The following is a 16,063-nucleotide window of genomic DNA, read 5'->3' on the forward strand; positions in this document are numbered from 1 at the left end:
TCACTTCCCCGCCACAAAGCTCCCCGACTTACCCCCATGCTTTTCCAGCAAGGTCACGCCGTTCATGGTCATGCCCCGGTCCACGGCTTTGCACATGTCGTAGATGGTGAGCAGGGCGACTTGCACGGCCGTCAAGGCTTCCATCTCGACACCGGTCTGGCCGATGGTTTCGGCGGTGGCGGTGCACACCACGGCGGCTTCGTCAACCAGCACCTCGAATTCGACCGCCACCTGGGTCAGGCCGATCGGATGACACAAGGGGATCAATTCGCTGGTTTTTTTGGCGCCCATGATGCCGGCAATGCGGGCAATACCCAGCACATCGCCTTTTTTAGCAGTGCCCGAGGTGACCAGCGCCAGCGTCGCGGGCAGCATCTCGATGCGCCCGGTAGCGACCGCGATGCGGCGGGTACTGGATTTCCCGCCCACATCCACCATGTGGGCTTGGCCTTGCGCGTCAAAGTGGGTCAAGGCATCGGTCGGCTGGGTCATGGCTAAGATGGTAAAAACCATTTACAAAAAATTGACGTGATTGGCGCATCATACGGGCATCACCCAAGAAAAAGACCGCCTCTGCTCTCTCTTGACTCAGGAAAATCAAGACCTTGAAACCCCTCTTTCGCTCCTCTCAATGGCTTCTGGCGCTGCTGGTAGCAGCCCTGGGCGTGCAGCCGGCCTGGACCCAAAACAACAGCTTGCCCTCTTTGGGCATCGGCGAGGGCATTTCGCTGGGGGCCGAGCGCCAACTGGGTGACCGCATCGCACGCGAGCTTTACCGCGACCCGGACTATCTGGAAGACCCGGTGCTGGACGAATACATCCAGCGCCTGTGGGCACCCCTGGTCAAAGCCGCCGCCGCGCGGGGTGAGTTGTCCCCCGAATTGCAGGAGCGTTTTGCCTGGCGGATCTTGCTGGGCCGCGACCGGTCGGTGAATGCCTTTGCCTTGCCGGGTGGCTCTTTGGGCGTGCACTTGGGCTTGATCGCGGTGGTCAGCTCCGACGCTGAACTGGCGTCGGTTTTGGCCCACGAGTTGAGCCACGTGACACAACGCCACATTGCAAGGGGTATGGACGAGCAATCCAAAATGACCCCCTGGGTGATTGGCTCGATGATCTTGGGAGCCATTGCCGTGAGCAAAAATCCACAAGCTGGACAAGGTCTGATCATGGGCAGCCAAGCGGCGGCCATTCAATCGCAGCTGAGCTACTCGCGGGACATGGAGCGCGAAGCCGACCGTGTGGGTTTTGGCGTGTTGAGCGATGCCGGCTATGACCCTCAAGGCTTTGTCGGCATGTTCAACAAGCTGCAGCAATCGGCTGGCGTGAACGACAACGGCGCCTACCCCTACCTGCGCAGCCACCCGCTGACCACCGAGCGCATCGCCGACATGCAAGCGCGCTTGCAGCTGACCGGGCCGTCCTCACGCACCAGCGGCGACATGGTGCAGGCCATGCTGGCCGCTCGGGCCAAAGTGATGTCGCACAATGGCGTGGACGCCTTGAAAAGTTGGACACAAGACAGCAAGGCTTCCTCAGCACAAGCCACGCCCGCCCAAAAAGCCGGCGCTTTGTATGCCGCTGCCTTGGCGCATTTCCAACTGAAAGAGTCGGACGCTTCCGAAAGGGCATTGCAAAGCCTGCTGGCCTTGACGACCGCAACACCTCAGGCCAAGCGTTTGGCCACGCTGCTGCAAGCAGAACTGGCCATCCGGCAAGAACGCTTTGCTGAGGCCCTGCAAATTTTGGATGTCACCCGCACACGGCCCTTACAGCGCCCGGAGTTGATCGCCGCAGCGCAGGCCTTGCTGCGTTTGCCAGCGCACCCCGCACGCACACGCATCATCCAAGAACTGCGCGACCAGGTCACGCAAGCACCGAACGACGCGCAAGCTTGGAACATCTTGGCCAGCATGCTGGCCATACAAGGCCAAGCGCTGCCCTCACTGCGTGCCGAAGGCGAAGCCCAAATGGCCCGCATGGACTGGCCCGGCGCGGTCGACCGCTTCCGTGCGGCGCAAGATTGGGCGCGAAATAACAGACTCCAAGCTGGCGACCACATCGAGGCATCGATTGTGGACTCCCGCTTGCGTCAGGCCCAGAGCCACATCAAGGCCATGCAATCGGAGCGCTGATGGCCAAAACGACAGGGGTTTAAACAGCCGGTTTGCGGGTACGCCACCAGCCTGCACCCAAGACCGCCACAATCGCCAAAACGTAGGTGGCCCAACGCAAAGCAGCCTGCGAGGGTGCATCAAAATAGCTGTCAAGCAAGGGCTCGCTGACCACCATTTTGGCGGCGGTGAAAGCCAACACAGCGGCGCCCAACTGGATGATGATGGGAAAACGCTCGACCAGTTTGAGCACGACCGAACTGCCAAACACCACAATCGGCACGCTGATCAGCAAGCCAATGATCACCAAGTCCCAAGAACCGTGCGCAGCACCGGCCACACCCAAAACGTTGTCCACGCCCATCAACGCATCGGCCACCACAATGGTTTTCATGGCACCCCAAAAAGTGCTGACCACGGGGCCATCTTCATCACCGTGGCCCGTGTCGGCCAGCAGTTTGTACGCCACCCACAGCAAACCCAAACCACCGACCAGCATGAGGCCGGGAATTTGCAAGAGCCACACCACGCCAATGGTCATCACGCCGCGCACGGCGATGGCCCCCGCGGTGCCCCAAAAAATCGCTTTCTTTTGCAAGTCGGGAGGCAAGCTGCGGGCGGCCAAGGCGATCACGATCGCGTTGTCACCGGCCAATACAAGGTCAATCAAGATGATGGCCAACAAAGCCGACCACCAAGGTGCCGATAAAAATTCCATGAAAGACTCCGGTTCAATGTGTTGAACCTGCAGGAAACGGGTCGCAAAGGTGCGCACAAAAAATGTGCTGTACGCAGCAAAATCGGCCCGCCATTGACAGGCTGTGGATCGAAGGTCTTGCTCAGCAGCAAGCGAGGCTTGTGCCAGATGAACCGGAGGCTTGCGCGACGTATTGACGGCTCATCTAACCGGGTCCTTTGCAGACCACGGCGACAGGGAGCTACTCCCCTTCGGGTCGGAATTAAACTTGATTTGGCTTTTACCTTGCGAGGCATGGGGTCATTGAATGGCCATTTCCAGCCTGAGGGGACCGCTTGAAAGCGCTATGATCGCGCTCCCTCTTGAAACACACCATGGCCGGAATTCACATCACCGACATCGAAGCCGCCATCAACCATTGGCGCGTCAAGAACCCCTCGCCCGATGGGGTCACACTGCCGCGTGAGCTGCGGGCCTTGGCCGAGGTGTATGCCCTGATGGTCTATTACAAGCAAGATTTGGCCGATGAGTTCACCTTGCCACTGGCCGCCGCCGAGGCTTGGCAAGACTGGTACGCCACCACCCCCGACACGCCCTGCATTGCCATTTGCTCCACCAGCCAAGGCGACGAAACCTGCAAAGGCTGCGGCCGCAGTTTTGAAGAAGTGCAGCTGTGGATCGAAATGACGCCCGGCGAAAAGCGCGGCATCTGGCAGCGCATCACGGCCGATGGCACGTCGTGGCGATTCAACAAATACGCCGAGCGCGCAGCCGAAGATCGCCATTGGGCCAAGGCCGCAGCCGAGGCTCAGGTCACGCTGGACCTCACACCCTGAGCGGGCGGCGGCACAAACAGCGCGACCCGTTTTCGTTTATTTCCAGCGGATCAGCTCAATGTGCACGCTGCCCTTGTCGCTGCTGAAGGTGACACTGCCTTCCTGAACGGTCGCTTGCAACTGCATGCTGCGCTCGGCCAGTTTGGCCAGCTCTTGCGAGCCTTCTGTTGGCACGCGCCAGACTTGCAACTTGTCCAAGCGCGTCAGCTTGGTCTCGATGCCTTTCCACCACACTTCGGCCGCATGGTTGAAGCAATACAGCAGCACCTCGTCGGCTTTTTGGCAGGCTTTCATGATGGGCTTGTCTTCGGGTTGACCCACTTCGATCCACAGGCGCGTTCGGCCAGTGAAGTCGCGCAAGCTGCAGTCTGGGTCGTCAGGATCGGACAAGCCCGCGCCAAAGGCCAGCTTGCCGTCGCCGTTGCACACGGCCTGCAGCTTGAAGGCGTTGATGGCCAGCGCCAGCAGGCGGATCATCATGCGCTCGTCGGTCTCGCTGGGGTGGCGCGCCAGCGTGAGTTGGTGGTCTTCGTAATAGCTGTGATCGATGTCAGCGATCGACAGGTTGGCTTTGTAGATGGTGGATTTAAGGGCCATGTGAACCGATCAGACCCGGCGGGCCAGTTCAGCGGCCTTGCCGATGTAGCTGCCCGGCGTCATGGCCAGCAGACGGTCTTTGTCGGCTTGCGGAATCTCCAGCGAATGGATCAAGCCATGCAAATCGGCAGCCGTCACCGTTTTGCCCCGTGTGACTTCCTTGAGCTTTTCGTATGCGCCTTGCACGCCGTAGCGGCGCATCACCGTTTGAATCGGCTCAGCGAGCACTTCCCAGGCGGCATCCAAATCCTCAGCAAGCGCTTCTTCGTTCAACTCCAGCTTGTTCAAACCGGTCATGAGCGAGGCATAGGCCAGTGTGGTGTAGCCCAGGCCCACCCCCATATTTCGCAGCACGGTCGAGTCGGACAAGTCACGCTGCCAACGGCTGATCGGCAGTTTTTCGCTCAGGTGTTTGAGCACGGCGTTGGCCAGGCCCAGGTTGCCTTCGGCGTTTTCAAAATCAATGGGGTTCACCTTGTGCGGCATGGTGGACGAGCCGATTTCTCCGGCTTTCAAGCGTTGCTTGAAATAGCCCAAGCCCACATAGCCCCAGATGTCACGCGACAGGTCAATCAGGACGGTGTTGGTGCGCGCCACAGCATCAAACAATTCGGCCATGTAGTCGTGGGGCTCAATCTGGATGCTGTACGGCTGGAACGTCAGCCCCAGGCCCCAATGGGCAGACTGCGTCTCAGCGATTTCGGGCGTCTCGACCACTAGGCGGGCAAAGGCTTCCCAATCAAAGTCTGGCCAGGCCGACAAATGGGCGTTGTAATTGCCTACCGCGCCATTCATCTTGCCCATCAACTGCACCGCCGCGATTTTGGCGCGGCAGCCGTTCAGGCGCATCACCACGTTGGCCATTTCTTTGCCCACCGTGGTGGGGCTGGCGGTTTGGCCGTGGGTGCGGCTGAGCAAGGGAACCTCGGCAAAAGCATGCGCCATCTCGCGCAGCTTGGCGATCAGGCCGTCAAGACCCGGCAAGATCACCTGCGCACGCGCACCCTTGAGTTGCAAGGCGTGGCTGGTGTTGTTGATGTCTTCACTGGTGCACGCAAAGTGCACAAACTCGGCCGCTTTTTCAAGCTCAGGCCGGTCTTTGAACTTGGACTTGATCCAGTACTCCACGGCCTTCACGTCGTGGTTGGTGGTCTTTTCGAATTCTTTGATGCCCACCGCGTCGGCTTCGTTGAAGTTTTTGACAAGGCCTGTCAGATAGCTGCGTGCACCGGCGCTCAGCGGCTTGAACTCGGCAAATCCGGCATCGGACAAGGCGATGAACCAAGCGATTTCGACTTGCACACGGCGGTGCATATAACCCTGCTCGCTCATGAGCGGTCGCAAAGCATTGAGTTTGCTGGCGTAACGGCCATCCAAGGGAGACAAGGCGGCAATGGGTGTGAAATTCATCCTTTGATTGTAATTCCCACCACCGCGCCGCAAGCCACCGCATCAAATGGCTCGCCCATGGAGAAATCCGCGGGTCTTTCACCTAGAATCGCTCATCCTTCATCGGCAATGCCCCATCTTCTATGAAACTCATTGGCTCCGTCACCAGTCCTTATGTTCGAAAAGTGCGAATCGTCATGGTTGAGAAAAAACTGGACTACCAGTTCGTGAGCGAAGACGTGTGGTCAGACACCACCCAAATCCATGCCTCCAACCCCTTGGGCAAAGTGCCTTGCCTGATCATGGAAGGCCATGAGGCGGTTTTTGACTCACGGGTCATCGTGGAATACCTGGACACCTTGTCGCCTGTGGGCAAACTGATCCCCCCGGCAGGACGTGAACGCGCCGAAGTCAAAACCTGGGAAGCCCTGGCAGATGGTTTGCTGGATGCCGCAATTTTGGCGCGGATGGAGGCCGTGTGGACAAAACGCGAAGACAGCCAACGCAGTCAAGCCTGGATTGACCGTCAGTTGGACAAAATTCAGCACGCCTTGGCCGCCATGAGCCAGGGCTTGGGCGAGAAGGCTTACTGCTCTGGCATCCACCTGAGCCTGTCGGACATCGCGGTCGGTTGCGCCCTGAGTTATCTGGATTTCCGTTTCCCACAGATCGATTGGCGCACGCCTTATACGAATCTGCACAAGCTGCACGACAAACTGGCGCAGCGGCCCAGCTTTGTGGAAAGCCTGCCGGGCTGAGCGCTGCGCCAAGCCTGAGCATCCTCAGGTGTTGGCGCGTTTTTTGAGCCAGCGCATCGCGCCACCCACCAGTGGCAATTTCTCGTACAACTCCTCTGCTGCATCCCAGTAATCGCGGTGCAGCGTCACCAAGCCTGATTCGTTGAACACCACATGGCTGCCGCCGCGCACGGTTTGCAGGGTGGCCGTGTCAAACCGTTTGAAATGGAAGCGAAACTCCCAAGTCAAAAAGGCTTGGGAGCCATCCACCAATTGGGTCGCGATGAGGAAATGCGGCCGATCCAGCGCCACGTACATGTGGCGAAAAATGCGCTCGATCTCGGCCAACCCTTGAACTTCGTTAAAGGGGTCTTTGAACTTCGCTTGTGCGTCGTAGAGCGTGTGCAACTGGGCCACGCTTTGCGGCGTCAAGGTCTCGAAAAAAGTAGCCAGGTTTTGCGTGGCTTGGCGTGGGTTCATGGTCATAGGCCGTCCAATGTTATGGCGTTGAACTGTGCGCCCAAGCATCACAGCCCTGTGAACTTGCGCACCAATGGAAAATACAAGCGGTAAGGCAGCAAACGCAGCAACTTGAGCCACAGCGTGAAGCGCTTGGGAAAATGGATGTCGAACTGGCCTTGGGCCCAACCTTTGAGCATCTCGCGAGCCGCCTCTTCGGGGCTGATCAGCGCCGGCATGGTGAACTGGTTTTGCGCCGTGAGCGGCGTGGCCACAAAACCGGGATTGATCACGCTCACGCCAATGCCGGGGTCTTGCAGGTCGATGTAAAGCGTCTCGGCCAAGTGGGTCAGCGCCGCCTTGGTCGGGCCATAGGCCAGCCCGTTGGGCAAACCGCGCCAACCGGCCACGCTACTCAGCAAGCTGATGTGACCGCTGCGCCGCGCCAACATGCTGGGCAGCACCGCGTGGATCACCTGAAGTGCCCCTTGGTAATTGACCCTGTCGTGCTGCAGCAAGTTCGCCAAATCCATGGCTTGGGCGCGTTGGGCTTGGTAATAACCGGCCGCATAAATCACCATGTCAAGCGGGCCTTCGGCCAGCAGGGCTTGGGCCGTGTGGTGCACTTGGGTCCCATCGCACACATCGAGCGCACGCCACTGCACACCCGCATCTTGCGCGGCCCAGTCCAGCACGCCTTGAGGTTTGCGGGCAGACACCACGACCAAGGCACCGGCTGCACGCAGTGCCTGCGCACAGGCCAGGCCAATGCCGGTCGATGCCCCCACCAACCAAACGCGGCGGCCTTGCCAATCGCGGATCTGCTTGTTCAGGCTCATGCGCATCAAGCCGGCTTGGCCGCCAAAGGCGTGCGGCGCGTGAACGACAAGGTGACTTCACCCAGTTTCACACCCCACTTGCTCATGGTGGCTTTGTTGAGCATGACGCGGTCATCCATCAGGTACATCCAGTCGTCAAAGTCGACATGCCACACCCGGCCATCGACAGGCAATGCCAGGGTGTAGCCCCAGCGGAAGGCATTGCCGCTGACCTGGCCCGAGGCCTGGCCCACCACATCATCGGCCCGGCCGGGGTAGCTGCCGTTGGGCCCGGCTTGGAGTTTCCAAATGCGCCGCTGCTTCGTGCCATCCGAATAGACGAAGGCCTCGTCCAGCACGCCTTCGTCACCGTTCCAGCTGCAATCCATGACCACGGTGAAACGCTTGACCACTTGGCCGCTGCGGTCGGTGAACACACCCCAAGCGTCGATGGTGCCAGTGAAGTAAGTGCGCAAATCCAGCAGCGGTTTTTCTTGGGCGTAGCTTTGCACTTGCGGTCCGGCACAACTGGCCAAAAAAGGCATGGCCGCCGCCACGGGCAAAGCCGCCAGGCGGCCCAAGGCGGCGCGGCGGTGGATCAGGGTGTTTGGCTGGTTCTTCATGGTGTGCTCCCGTTGTGCAGATTCAAAGCGGCTTCATGCCGAAGGGCGGGCCGTTTCAGACCCTGAAATCAAATCAGGCTGACGCATCAAGCCAAAGTACAAGGCCAGCCCGGCGAAAAGCTTGAGCACGCAGGGCAGCAAACCATAGGCCAGGCCCAACGCCAACACGGCGTCAGCGCCTTGTTGGCCCGGGGCATAACCCCACAGGCCCAGCAGTGGCAAGGACAAGCCTGCAGCCAAAGCCAGATTGAGCTTGGTGGCCAGATTCCACCAGCCCATGAAAGCGCCGTCTGTGCGGCCGCGCTCGCCGCAGCGGTCAATGAGTTGGTTGAGCAAAGCGCCTGGCACCGTGAGGTCCGCGCCCAGCGCCATGCCTGACAAAGCGCAGACCACCAAAAATCCCGTGGTGTCGCCCGCGCCCAGGGTGACCACACTGACAAACGCCAAGACCGACAGGGCCATGCCCATGGCCCACGCCCGCAGCAGACCCATGCGGTCGATCACCTTGAGCCACAAGGGAAACGACAGCGCTCCGGTCGCGAAATACAAACCCAGAAACAGGGGCTCCATGGCCTTGGGCGCTTGCAGCAGGTCCTGCACAAAAAACAGCACCAGCGTGGCGGGCACGGCACTGGCCAAGCCGTTGAGCACGAACACCAGCAACAAACGGCGAAAGCCCGCATGCCGCCAGGGCAGCCACAAGCTGCTGGTCTGGTGGATTGGGGCCAAGGATTGATTCGCTGTCAGTGCACTTTGGGCCAAATACTGCCAAGCGAACAACCCCAGCGCCAGCATCAGCACCAGCAAAGCGGTGGTCAGCGCCCAGCCCCACAGCGCGGGCAGGGCCGAGGCCAACAACACACCCACCAAGGCAAAACCTTCACGCCACGCCACCCAGCGGCTTTGCGCGATGCCGCCGCCCCCCTGACGCGCCGCCCAAGCTTGGTGCAAGATGCCCAAACCGCTGTAGGCCAGGTGGCTGAGCGTGAGCGCTGCGCCCACCCACACCAGCAAACCCGTGGGCGACAAAGCCGATGCAGGCGGAAAAAACAAAGCCGCAAAACCCAAGGCCACGGCCAGCCCCAACAACACCGCCGCCAACCACACCGCACGCCAAGAATGGCGGTACAAGGCATCGCCCCATCGGCCCAGCCAAGGGTCCACCACCGCGTCCACGCTGCGACTGAGCAAAAGCACGCCGCCCAAAGCGGCCAGCGGCACGCCGTATTGCTGGGCATAGACATTGGGCAAATGCACATACACAGGCAGGGCCACAAAAGCCAGCGGCAAGCCCAACAGGCCATACGCCGCGAACGATTTGCGCGGGGCTAAAGGGCTGTGGGCCTCGGGCACAACGCTCATGGCTGCAGGCCTTGTAACAATTGGGCACGCATCTTGGGCTCTGAGGTGCGCTCATCGAGCCACACACCAAAAAACAAGCGCGCAAAAGTCGGGTCTTTCACCACGCCCGCGCGCTGGCCATTGACCCAGAACTCGGCCCCTTCGCCCGGCAAGTGAACGCCGGTGATGCGTTCGCCCGCACTGACATTGGGGAAGATCTCTCGCATGGCGGACAACCAGCTTTGCGCCTGGGCTTCGGTGAAACTGCCCACACGCCGCATTTCGTCGAGCGAGCGGCTGGCGATGGAGGCCCCCTCCAAACGACGCAAGTATTGCAACTCCAGCGCAAAGGGCCACTGCGCAGCTTGGTTGTAACGAAACCCTTGGGGTGTCCACAAGCGGGCGTCGTAGACCTCAAAACCCCACACCCGCAACCGAAAAAGCGCACTGGGGATCCCCCCTTTGAGCGCAGCGATTTCAGGACGGTTGACCACATCCTGACTGTTCGTGACAGGCGATTGTGCAGGGCTGTGCACAGATGTCATCACGACCAGAAAAAAGACAACACCCCCCAGGCCCAAGCCGCCCTTGGCTTGAAGCCCAACACTGCGTGCCTTTTGCAACAGGGTGTGCATGCGCGTCAGGCCGGCTTGGCCAAGGTGAACTGGACCACGTCAATGCTGGCTTCGTCGAACGCCGCTTCGCAATACGCCAAATAAAAAGACCACAGCCGAATAAAGCGGTCGTCAAATTTCAGCAAGCGCACCGCATCGAGTTGGGCCATGAAACCCTCACGCCAGCGGCGCAAAGTTTCTGCATAGTCGCGGCCAAAATGAAGCTCGTCAACCACCTGCAGGCCCGCCGCTTGGGCCTGTTTGCGGAACTCGCCCGAGCTGGGCAAACAGCCTCCCGGAAAGATGTACTGTTGAATGAAATCGGTCGATTGCAAATAACGCTCAAAGAATCGGTCGTCGATCGTGATGCTCTGCACGCACGCCCGGCCACCGGGCTTAAGCATGCAGGCGATGGTCTGAAAGTAGGTCGGCCAGTATTCCTGGCCCACGGCCTCGATCATTTCGATAGAGCACACCGCGTCGTAAGGCCCGTCGTCGATGTCACGGTAATCTTGCAAGCGCAAATCCGCACGTTGCTGCACACCATGGGATTGCATGCGTGCCTGGGCAAACGCCAACTGCTCGGTGGACAAAGTCACGCCCGTGATGTGCGCGCCAAACTCGGTGGTGGCCGCCTCGGCCAAAGCGCCCCAACCGCAACCGATCTCCAGCACCCGGTCGCCCAGCTTGGCGTTGACCATGCGCAAGGCCCGGCGCACCTTGGCTTTTTGGGCCTGGGCCATGTCTTGGCTGTGGTCGCCATCGAACCAGGCCGATGAATAGTTCATCGTGCCATCCAGCCACAACTCGTAAAACGCGTTGCCCATGTCGTAATGCGCGTGGATGTTTTTGCGGCTGTTGCTGCGGTTGTTGCGGTTGAGCAGATGCTTGATGCGGTAAAACAAACGCCCCAGCCAATGGCCATAAATGGCACTTTCAATGTGGTCGCGGTTGGCAATCGTCAAACGCAGCAGGGCGGCCAAATCGGGGGTGGTCCAATCGCCCGCCATGTAGCCCTCAGCAAAGCCAATGTCACCCGACTTGAGCACCTCGGCACACATGTGCCAGCGGTGGATGTGCAGTGCTGCAAACGGCGCTTCGTGGGTGCCAAAAACCTGGTTGTTGCCATCGGGCGCGTGCACCGTGAGCGTGCCGATTTTCAGTCGGGTCAACAGGCTGAGCAAGCGCGCAGCGGCCTTGGGCACGCTGGCGTGCGGAATGGTGGCCGCGCTGCTGCGGTTCGAGGTGCCCGTTGTGTGGGCGTTATCGGCGGTCTTCATGGCGGGCGGCATCCGGTGGGGTCCAGGGTTCATCGGGTCACAAAATCACGAGGGGGTTCGGGCTTGCGCCAAAACGGTACTTTTTTCAACCACAACAACAAGGCATGCCAGTGGATGCGGGCCACCACGCCCAGCGTGAGCAGCGGAAAACGCCACATCACGCGGCGCAAAGCGGCGGCTGTGGCGGGTTCGAGCACACCGCTCCAACTGGTGTCGATCAAGGGGCCATCGGCGTCACCATGATCGACCCGAGCCACGATGCGGTCTTGACCGCCGTGTGTCACGCGCATGAAACGAAAACGGTATTCGCCTTGCACGTCGCAAAACGGCGAGACATGGAACACCTTGTGGGCCAGGATCGTTTGACCGTAATGTGGCTCGGGCAACAAGTAGCAATGGCGCTCGCCAAAGGTGTTGTTCACTTCGGCCACGATGGCGGCCAGGCTGCCGTCGGCGCGGTGCGCGTACCAAAAACTCACGGGTTTGAAGGCATGGCCCAGCACACGCGGGAAGGCCTGCAACCAGACCTCGCCTGAAGCGTCCGGGATGCCTTCTCGGTGCAGCAATTCATCGAGCCAGGCCAGAGCCCCACCGGTTTCGGCAGGGCGTCCATCGCCATGATCCGCATCATGGAAGGCAAACCAAGCGGGGCGGTTGACGGCCAGATCGGTCAAACAAGCGCCTGCGTGCAAACTGCGCATGGGCAGCATCAAAAACGCTGTCGGGTAAGCAAAGGCATGGTGCGCCGGGCGGTGGCGCGTGTGGCGCACCTGACCCCAGCCGATGAGCGCGGTAGCCAGCTTCATGCCGCCCATCTGTCTTGGGCCGTGTTGCCCTGATCTTGGATGCGCTTGAGCAAAGACTGCCCCACTTGCAGACCCGACTTGAGGCCATCCTCGTGAAAACCGTAACCCGTCCAGGCCCCGGCGTACCAGGTGTGCTGCTGGCCTTGCAACAAGGGCAAACGCTTTTGCGCCTCGATGGCGGCCAGATCAAACACCGGGTGAGCGTAGTCGTATTCGCCCAAAATAGTCGCGGGGTCGATGGTTTGCAACGGGTTGAGCGAGACCACCACGGGCTGGGCAAATGGAATGCGTTGTAAACGGTTGAGCAAGTAGTGCAAACACACCCGGGAGGACTCGCGCTCGCTGCTGGTTGCGCGTTCGTAATTCCACGCTGCCCAGGTTTTGGGGTGGGTCGGCAGTACGCTGGCGTCGGTGTGCAGCACCGCCCGGTTTTCTTGGTAGCGAATGGCCCCCAGCAAGCTGCGCTCGTAGGTGCTGGCCTCGCGCAACATGCCCAGCGCTTGGTCGGTGTGGGTGGCGATGACCACCTGGTCAAAGCGCTCCGCATGGCCGTCGGTGACGATGCGCACGCCTTGCGCATCGCGCTCGATCAAACGGACGGGGGTGTTCAGGCGCTTGTCGTGCACACCCGCCAGAATCTTGTCGACGTAGTGTCGGGCGCCGCCCACCACGCTGAACCACTGCGGGCGGTTCGTCACCTGGATCAGGCCATGGTTGTGACAAAACCGGATCATGGTCGCCACCGGAAACTGCAGCATCTGGTCGGTCGGGCAACTCCAGATGCAGCCCAACATGGGCAAAAAGTACCAATCGCGAAATGGCTCGCTGAAATTGTGCGTGCGCAAAAAGTCGACCAGCGGTTGCTGTAAATCTTTTTCGCGCTGCTCTTGGGCGATGCGTGTGCACAGGGCATTGAAGCGCATCACGTCGGCCAACATGCGCCAAAAGCGCGGGTTGACCAAGTTGCTGCGCTGCGCGAACACGCTGTTCAAGTCGGTGCCGCTCCACTCTAGGGTATTGCCCCTCAGCGCGCCCGGCACCTTTACCGAAAACGACATATCAGAAGGCGCTGTTTGCACCTGAAGTTCGGCAAACAACTTGATCAAGTTGGGATAGGTGCGCTCATTGAAAACCAGAAAACCCGTGTCCACGCCGTGCGTCACCGGACCCTGCGGCGTGGGCAGCGTGATGTCCACCGTGTGGGTGTGGCCGCCAAAATAGTCGCCCGCTTCGAACACGGTGATGTCGGCATGTTCTTTCAGCGTGTGGGCCACGGCCAAACCCGATATACCCGAGCCCACAATGGCCAGTTTCATGCGAGGCTTCATGGTTTGGTTTTCAACGACTTTTCGATCGCTGCCACCAACGATTTGCTGTCTGGCCCCGTCATGCTGCTGTACTGGTCGATCACCTTGCCGTCCCGGCCAATCAGGTATTTGTGGAAGTTCCAGCGGGGCTTTTGGCCGGTTTGTGCGGTGAGTTGTTTGAACAGAGGGGCCGCACCATCGCCTGTGACCTGGGTTTTGGTGAACATCGGGAACTTCACGCCAAACGTGCTTTCACAAAAGTCAGCAATGTCCTTGTTGCTGCCTTTTTCTTGGGCAAAATCATTGGACGGAAAGCCCAACACCACCAAGCCCTGCTCTTTGTATTTGGCGTTCAGCGCCTCCAAGCCTTTGTATTGACCTGTGAAACCGCAAAAGCTGGCGGTGTTGACGACCAGCACCACTTTGCCCGCGTATTGACACAGGGACTGGGGTTTTTCGTCTTGCAAGCGGTCAAACGAGTGGTTCAAGATGGCGGGGCAAGCGGCGGGGGGCGTGGAGGCCTGGGCCACCTGAACCGCCAAGCCTAGAACGGCCGCGAAAATGGCCCAAGTCAGGCTGCGGACCCAAGAGTTGACTTGTAAGTTGTTCATTTGGACTTAAAAAACTATTTTGTGACCGGTCAGTTTAAACTCGATTCCTCAGATTGTCACTTTTACCCTTACGCCCGAGAAAAGCACCATGATCAAACCCTCAGGTTTCAAAGGGAACAAACAAAGCTTGCCGCAAAAAACTTGTCAGGTTTGCGGTCGGCCCATGAGTTGGCGCAAGAGTTGGGCCAAGAACTGGGACCAGGTTTTGTACTGCAGTGACCGTTGCCGAGCCGCAAAATCTTCGGCCCCAAGCGCGCGCTGAGCATCGACCAGCATCGACAAAGACACAAACATGACACGTCACCTGATTTTGGTGCTGGGCGACCAGCTGGGCTGGGACAACCCTGCACTCAACAACTTTGACCCCACACAAGACCGGTTGTTGATGATCGAGGCGGACAGCGAAGCCGGTGATGTCTGGAACCACCAAGCCCGCATTGCGATTTTTTTGTCGGGTATGCGGCACTTTGCAAATGAGGCGCACCGCCGCAGCTGGCCTTGCACCTACATGCGGCTGGACGATGAACTCCTGCCCGGTGACTTTTCTGGGCGGTTGATGCACGCCTTGCACAGCCTGCAAGCCCAAACCCTGGTGGTGATGGAGGCGGGCGCCTGGCGCATAGAGCGCTTGATCGAAGCCGCCGCAGCGCAAGCCCAGGTGCCATTGAATTGGGTGGATGACACGCACTTTTTGTGCAGCCGCGCGGAATTTACCAAATGGGCGGGCGACAAAAAAGAGCTGCGCATGGAGTTTTTCTACCGCGAAATGCGCAAACGCCACCAAGTGTTGATGGCCGGCAAAGACCCTTTGGGTGGGCAATGGAATTTTGATGCCGACAACCGCAAAGGCTTTGGCGCCAAAGGCCCCGGTACCGTGCCGCCGCCCGCTCGCTTTGCGCCCGACCGCATCACACAAGATGTGATCGACATGGTGAAGACCCGTTTTGCCCAGCACCCCGGCACACTCGATCACTTTGCCTGGCCCGTGACCCGCGAAGACGCCTTGGTGGCGCTGCAGCACTTCATCGACCAGCGCCTTGAAAACTTTGGCGCTTGGCAAGACGCCATGTGGACCACACTGCCCTTCGGTTGGCACGCCTTGGTGGGCAGCAGCCTGAACCTGCATTTGCTGCAGCCGCGCGAAATGGTCGCCGCTGCCGAAGAGGCCTACCATCAGCGCGGCCTTCCTCTGGCCAGCGTCGAAGGCTTCATCCGCCAAGTGTTGGGCTGGCGCGAATTCATCCGCGGGGTGTATTGGCTGGACATGCCGCACATGGCCAAAGCCAACCACTACGGGCACACACGCGACTTGCCCGCTTGGTACTGGACGGGCAAAACGCACATGGCCTGCATGCAAGCCACCATTGGCCAGAGTCTGCAGTTCGGCTACGCCCATCACATCCAGAGGCTCATGGTCACCGGTCAGTTTGCGGTGCTGGCGGGCCTGTCACCGCAGCAGGTCAGCGCCTGGTACCGCGCCATGTACGTGGACGCGGTGGAGTGGGTGGAAACACCCAACACCTTGGGCATGGCCTTGCACGCCAACGGCGGGCGCTTCACCAGCAAGCCCTATGTCGCCAGCGGGCAGTACATCGGCCGCATGAGCAACTACTGCAAAGGTTGCCGCTACCAACCCGAAGTGCGCATTGGCCCCACCGCCTGCCCCATGACCACCTTGTATTGGGATTTCTTGATTCGCCACGAACAGGACTTTGCCAGCAACCCGCGCACGGCGTTGATGGTCAAGCATGTGAACAAGATGGGCGCAGACGACAAGGCACAAATCACAGAACAAGCCCAGGCTGTGCGGTCACGGCTGGATGAGGTCTGAGAATTC

The 16,063-nt window shown here is 59.9% G+C and carries 18 protein-coding genes; 5 read left to right on the top strand and 13 right to left on the bottom strand.

What is annotated here, in order from left to right; genetic code table 11:
• Nucleotides 1-492 carry a cyclic pyranopterin monophosphate synthase MoaC gene (moaC, locus tag Q0O19_RS06620; RefSeq protein WP_295521177.1) on the bottom strand — a complete coding sequence of 164 codons (492 nt, stop codon included), beginning with the start codon at nt 490-492 and terminating at the stop codon, nt 1-3.
• A 113-nt stretch (nt 493-605) separates the two neighbouring features.
• Between moaC and Q0O19_RS06625 the strand changes: the two genes are divergently transcribed.
• A complete protein-coding gene (locus tag Q0O19_RS06625; RefSeq protein ID WP_295521179.1) occupies nt 606-2,132 on the top strand; it encodes a M48 family metalloprotease in 1,527 nt (508 codons plus the stop codon).
• Nucleotides 2,133-2,151: 19 nt separating this feature from the next.
• On the opposite strand, the gene Q0O19_RS06630 is transcribed toward Q0O19_RS06625, so the two are convergent.
• A complete protein-coding gene (locus Q0O19_RS06630) occupies nt 2,152-2,829 on the bottom strand; it encodes a TerC family protein (protein WP_295521181.1) in 678 nt (225 codons plus the stop codon).
• A gap of 353 nt (nt 2,830-3,182) precedes the next feature.
• On the opposite strand from Q0O19_RS06630, the gene Q0O19_RS06635 reads away from it, so the two are divergent.
• Nucleotides 3,183-3,644, top strand: coding sequence for a DUF3717 domain-containing protein (locus Q0O19_RS06635; protein WP_295521183.1), 462 nt, complete (start codon nt 3,183-3,185; stop codon nt 3,642-3,644).
• Nucleotides 3,645-3,680: 36 nt separating this feature from the next.
• On the opposite strand, the gene Q0O19_RS06640 is transcribed toward Q0O19_RS06635, so the two are convergent.
• On the bottom strand, nt 3,681-4,241 hold the full coding sequence (locus tag Q0O19_RS06640) for a YaeQ family protein (RefSeq protein ID WP_295521185.1): 561 nt from the start codon (nt 4,239-4,241) through the stop codon (nt 3,681-3,683).
• A gap of 9 nt (nt 4,242-4,250) precedes the next feature.
• Nucleotides 4,251-5,651, bottom strand: coding sequence for an adenylosuccinate lyase (purB, locus tag Q0O19_RS06645; RefSeq protein WP_295521187.1), 1,401 nt, complete (start codon nt 5,649-5,651; stop codon nt 4,251-4,253).
• 122 nt (nt 5,652-5,773) lie between these two features.
• On the opposite strand from purB, the gene Q0O19_RS06650 reads away from it, so the two are divergent.
• Nucleotides 5,774-6,388, top strand: coding sequence for a glutathione S-transferase N-terminal domain-containing protein (locus Q0O19_RS06650; RefSeq protein WP_295521189.1), 615 nt, complete (start codon nt 5,774-5,776; stop codon nt 6,386-6,388).
• A 24-nt stretch (nt 6,389-6,412) separates the two neighbouring features.
• Here the strand turns inward: Q0O19_RS06650 and Q0O19_RS06655 are convergent, their stop codons facing one another.
• From Q0O19_RS06655 to Q0O19_RS06695, 9 genes are read right to left on the bottom strand one after another with little or no spacing between them, the layout of a single operon-like run.
• Nucleotides 6,413-6,847: a nuclear transport factor 2 family protein gene (locus tag Q0O19_RS06655; protein ID WP_295521190.1), complete on the bottom strand. Its 435-nt coding sequence runs from the start codon at nt 6,845-6,847 to the stop codon at nt 6,413-6,415.
• Nucleotides 6,848-6,894: 47 nt separating this feature from the next.
• A complete protein-coding gene (locus Q0O19_RS06660) occupies nt 6,895-7,665 on the bottom strand; it encodes an SDR family NAD(P)-dependent oxidoreductase (protein ID WP_295521192.1) in 771 nt (256 codons plus the stop codon).
• Nucleotides 7,666-7,670: 5 nt separating this feature from the next.
• Nucleotides 7,671-8,267, bottom strand: a complete 597-nt coding sequence (locus Q0O19_RS06665; RefSeq protein ID WP_295521194.1) for a DUF3833 domain-containing protein — start codon at nt 8,265-8,267, stop codon at nt 7,671-7,673.
• A 33-nt stretch (nt 8,268-8,300) separates the two neighbouring features.
• Nucleotides 8,301-9,629 carry an MFS transporter gene (locus Q0O19_RS06670; RefSeq protein ID WP_295521196.1) on the bottom strand — a complete coding sequence of 443 codons (1,329 nt, stop codon included), beginning with the start codon at nt 9,627-9,629 and terminating at the stop codon, nt 8,301-8,303.
• A complete protein-coding gene (locus Q0O19_RS06675) occupies nt 9,626-10,243 on the bottom strand; it encodes a chalcone isomerase family protein (protein ID WP_295521198.1) in 618 nt (205 codons plus the stop codon). The genes Q0O19_RS06670 and Q0O19_RS06675 overlap by 4 nt, the downstream gene beginning before the upstream one ends.
• Nucleotides 10,244-10,248: 5 nt before the next feature.
• Entirely contained in the window at nt 10,249-11,502 is a 1,254-nt protein-coding gene (locus Q0O19_RS06680) for a cyclopropane-fatty-acyl-phospholipid synthase family protein (RefSeq protein ID WP_295521201.1), read from the bottom strand.
• 29 nt (nt 11,503-11,531) lie between these two features.
• A complete protein-coding gene (locus Q0O19_RS06685) occupies nt 11,532-12,308 on the bottom strand; it encodes a DUF1365 domain-containing protein (RefSeq protein ID WP_295521202.1) in 777 nt (258 codons plus the stop codon).
• On the bottom strand, nt 12,305-13,624 hold the full coding sequence (locus tag Q0O19_RS06690) for an FAD-dependent oxidoreductase (RefSeq protein WP_295521203.1): 1,320 nt from the start codon (nt 13,622-13,624) through the stop codon (nt 12,305-12,307). The genes Q0O19_RS06685 and Q0O19_RS06690 overlap by 4 nt, the downstream gene beginning before the upstream one ends.
• Nucleotides 13,625-13,632: 8 nt before the next feature.
• Nucleotides 13,633-14,226, bottom strand: a complete 594-nt coding sequence (locus Q0O19_RS06695) for a glutathione peroxidase (RefSeq protein WP_295521205.1) — start codon at nt 14,224-14,226, stop codon at nt 13,633-13,635.
• Between the two features lie 88 nt (nt 14,227-14,314).
• On the opposite strand from Q0O19_RS06695, the gene Q0O19_RS06700 reads away from it, so the two are divergent.
• Nucleotides 14,315-14,488 (top strand): DUF2256 domain-containing protein, encoded by a 174-nt coding sequence (locus Q0O19_RS06700; RefSeq protein WP_295521207.1) that lies wholly within the window; start codon nt 14,315-14,317, stop codon nt 14,486-14,488.
• 30 nt (nt 14,489-14,518) lie between these two features.
• Nucleotides 14,519-16,057 (top strand): cryptochrome/photolyase family protein, encoded by a 1,539-nt coding sequence (locus Q0O19_RS06705; RefSeq protein WP_295521208.1) that lies wholly within the window; start codon nt 14,519-14,521, stop codon nt 16,055-16,057.
• Nucleotides 16,058-16,063 lie beyond the last annotated feature (6 nt).

The sequence above is a fragment of the Limnohabitans sp. Rim8 genome (assembly GCF_945869175.1).
GTDB lineage: Bacteria > Pseudomonadota > Gammaproteobacteria > Burkholderiales > Burkholderiaceae_C > Limnohabitans_A.

Coding starts and splice junctions, on each gene's coding strand:
- moaC (WP_295521177.1), bottom strand. CDS start 492: ATGACCCAGCCGACCGATGCCTTGACCCACTTTGACGCGCAAGGCCAA.
- Q0O19_RS06630 (WP_295521181.1), bottom strand. CDS start 2,829: ATGGAATTTTTATCGGCACCTTGGTGGTCGGCTTTGTTGGCCATCATC.
- Q0O19_RS06635 (WP_295521183.1), top strand. CDS start 3,183: ATGGCCGGAATTCACATCACCGACATCGAAGCCGCCATCAACCATTGG.
- Q0O19_RS06640 (WP_295521185.1), bottom strand. CDS start 4,241: ATGGCCCTTAAATCCACCATCTACAAAGCCAACCTGTCGATCGCTGAC.
- purB (WP_295521187.1), bottom strand. CDS start 5,651: ATGAATTTCACACCCATTGCCGCCTTGTCTCCCTTGGATGGCCGTTAC.
- Q0O19_RS06650 (WP_295521189.1), top strand. CDS start 5,774: ATGAAACTCATTGGCTCCGTCACCAGTCCTTATGTTCGAAAAGTGCGA.
- Q0O19_RS06655 (WP_295521190.1), bottom strand. CDS start 6,847: ATGAACCCACGCCAAGCCACGCAAAACCTGGCTACTTTTTTCGAGACC.
- Q0O19_RS06660 (WP_295521192.1), bottom strand. CDS start 7,665: ATGAGCCTGAACAAGCAGATCCGCGATTGGCAAGGCCGCCGCGTTTGG.
- Q0O19_RS06665 (WP_295521194.1), bottom strand. CDS start 8,267: ATGAAGAACCAGCCAAACACCCTGATCCACCGCCGCGCCGCCTTGGGC.
- Q0O19_RS06670 (WP_295521196.1), bottom strand. CDS start 9,629: ATGAGCGTTGTGCCCGAGGCCCACAGCCCTTTAGCCCCGCGCAAATCG.
- Q0O19_RS06675 (WP_295521198.1), bottom strand. CDS start 10,243: ATGCACACCCTGTTGCAAAAGGCACGCAGTGTTGGGCTTCAAGCCAAG.
- Q0O19_RS06680 (WP_295521201.1), bottom strand. CDS start 11,502: ATGAAGACCGCCGATAACGCCCACACAACGGGCACCTCGAACCGCAGC.
- Q0O19_RS06685 (WP_295521202.1), bottom strand. CDS start 12,308: ATGAAGCTGGCTACCGCGCTCATCGGCTGGGGTCAGGTGCGCCACACG.
- Q0O19_RS06690 (WP_295521203.1), bottom strand. CDS start 13,624: ATGAAACTGGCCATTGTGGGCTCGGGTATATCGGGTTTGGCCGTGGCC.
- Q0O19_RS06695 (WP_295521205.1), bottom strand. CDS start 14,226: ATGAACAACTTACAAGTCAACTCTTGGGTCCGCAGCCTGACTTGGGCC.
- Q0O19_RS06700 (WP_295521207.1), top strand. CDS start 14,315: ATGATCAAACCCTCAGGTTTCAAAGGGAACAAACAAAGCTTGCCGCAA.
- Q0O19_RS06705 (WP_295521208.1), top strand. CDS start 14,519: ATGACACGTCACCTGATTTTGGTGCTGGGCGACCAGCTGGGCTGGGAC.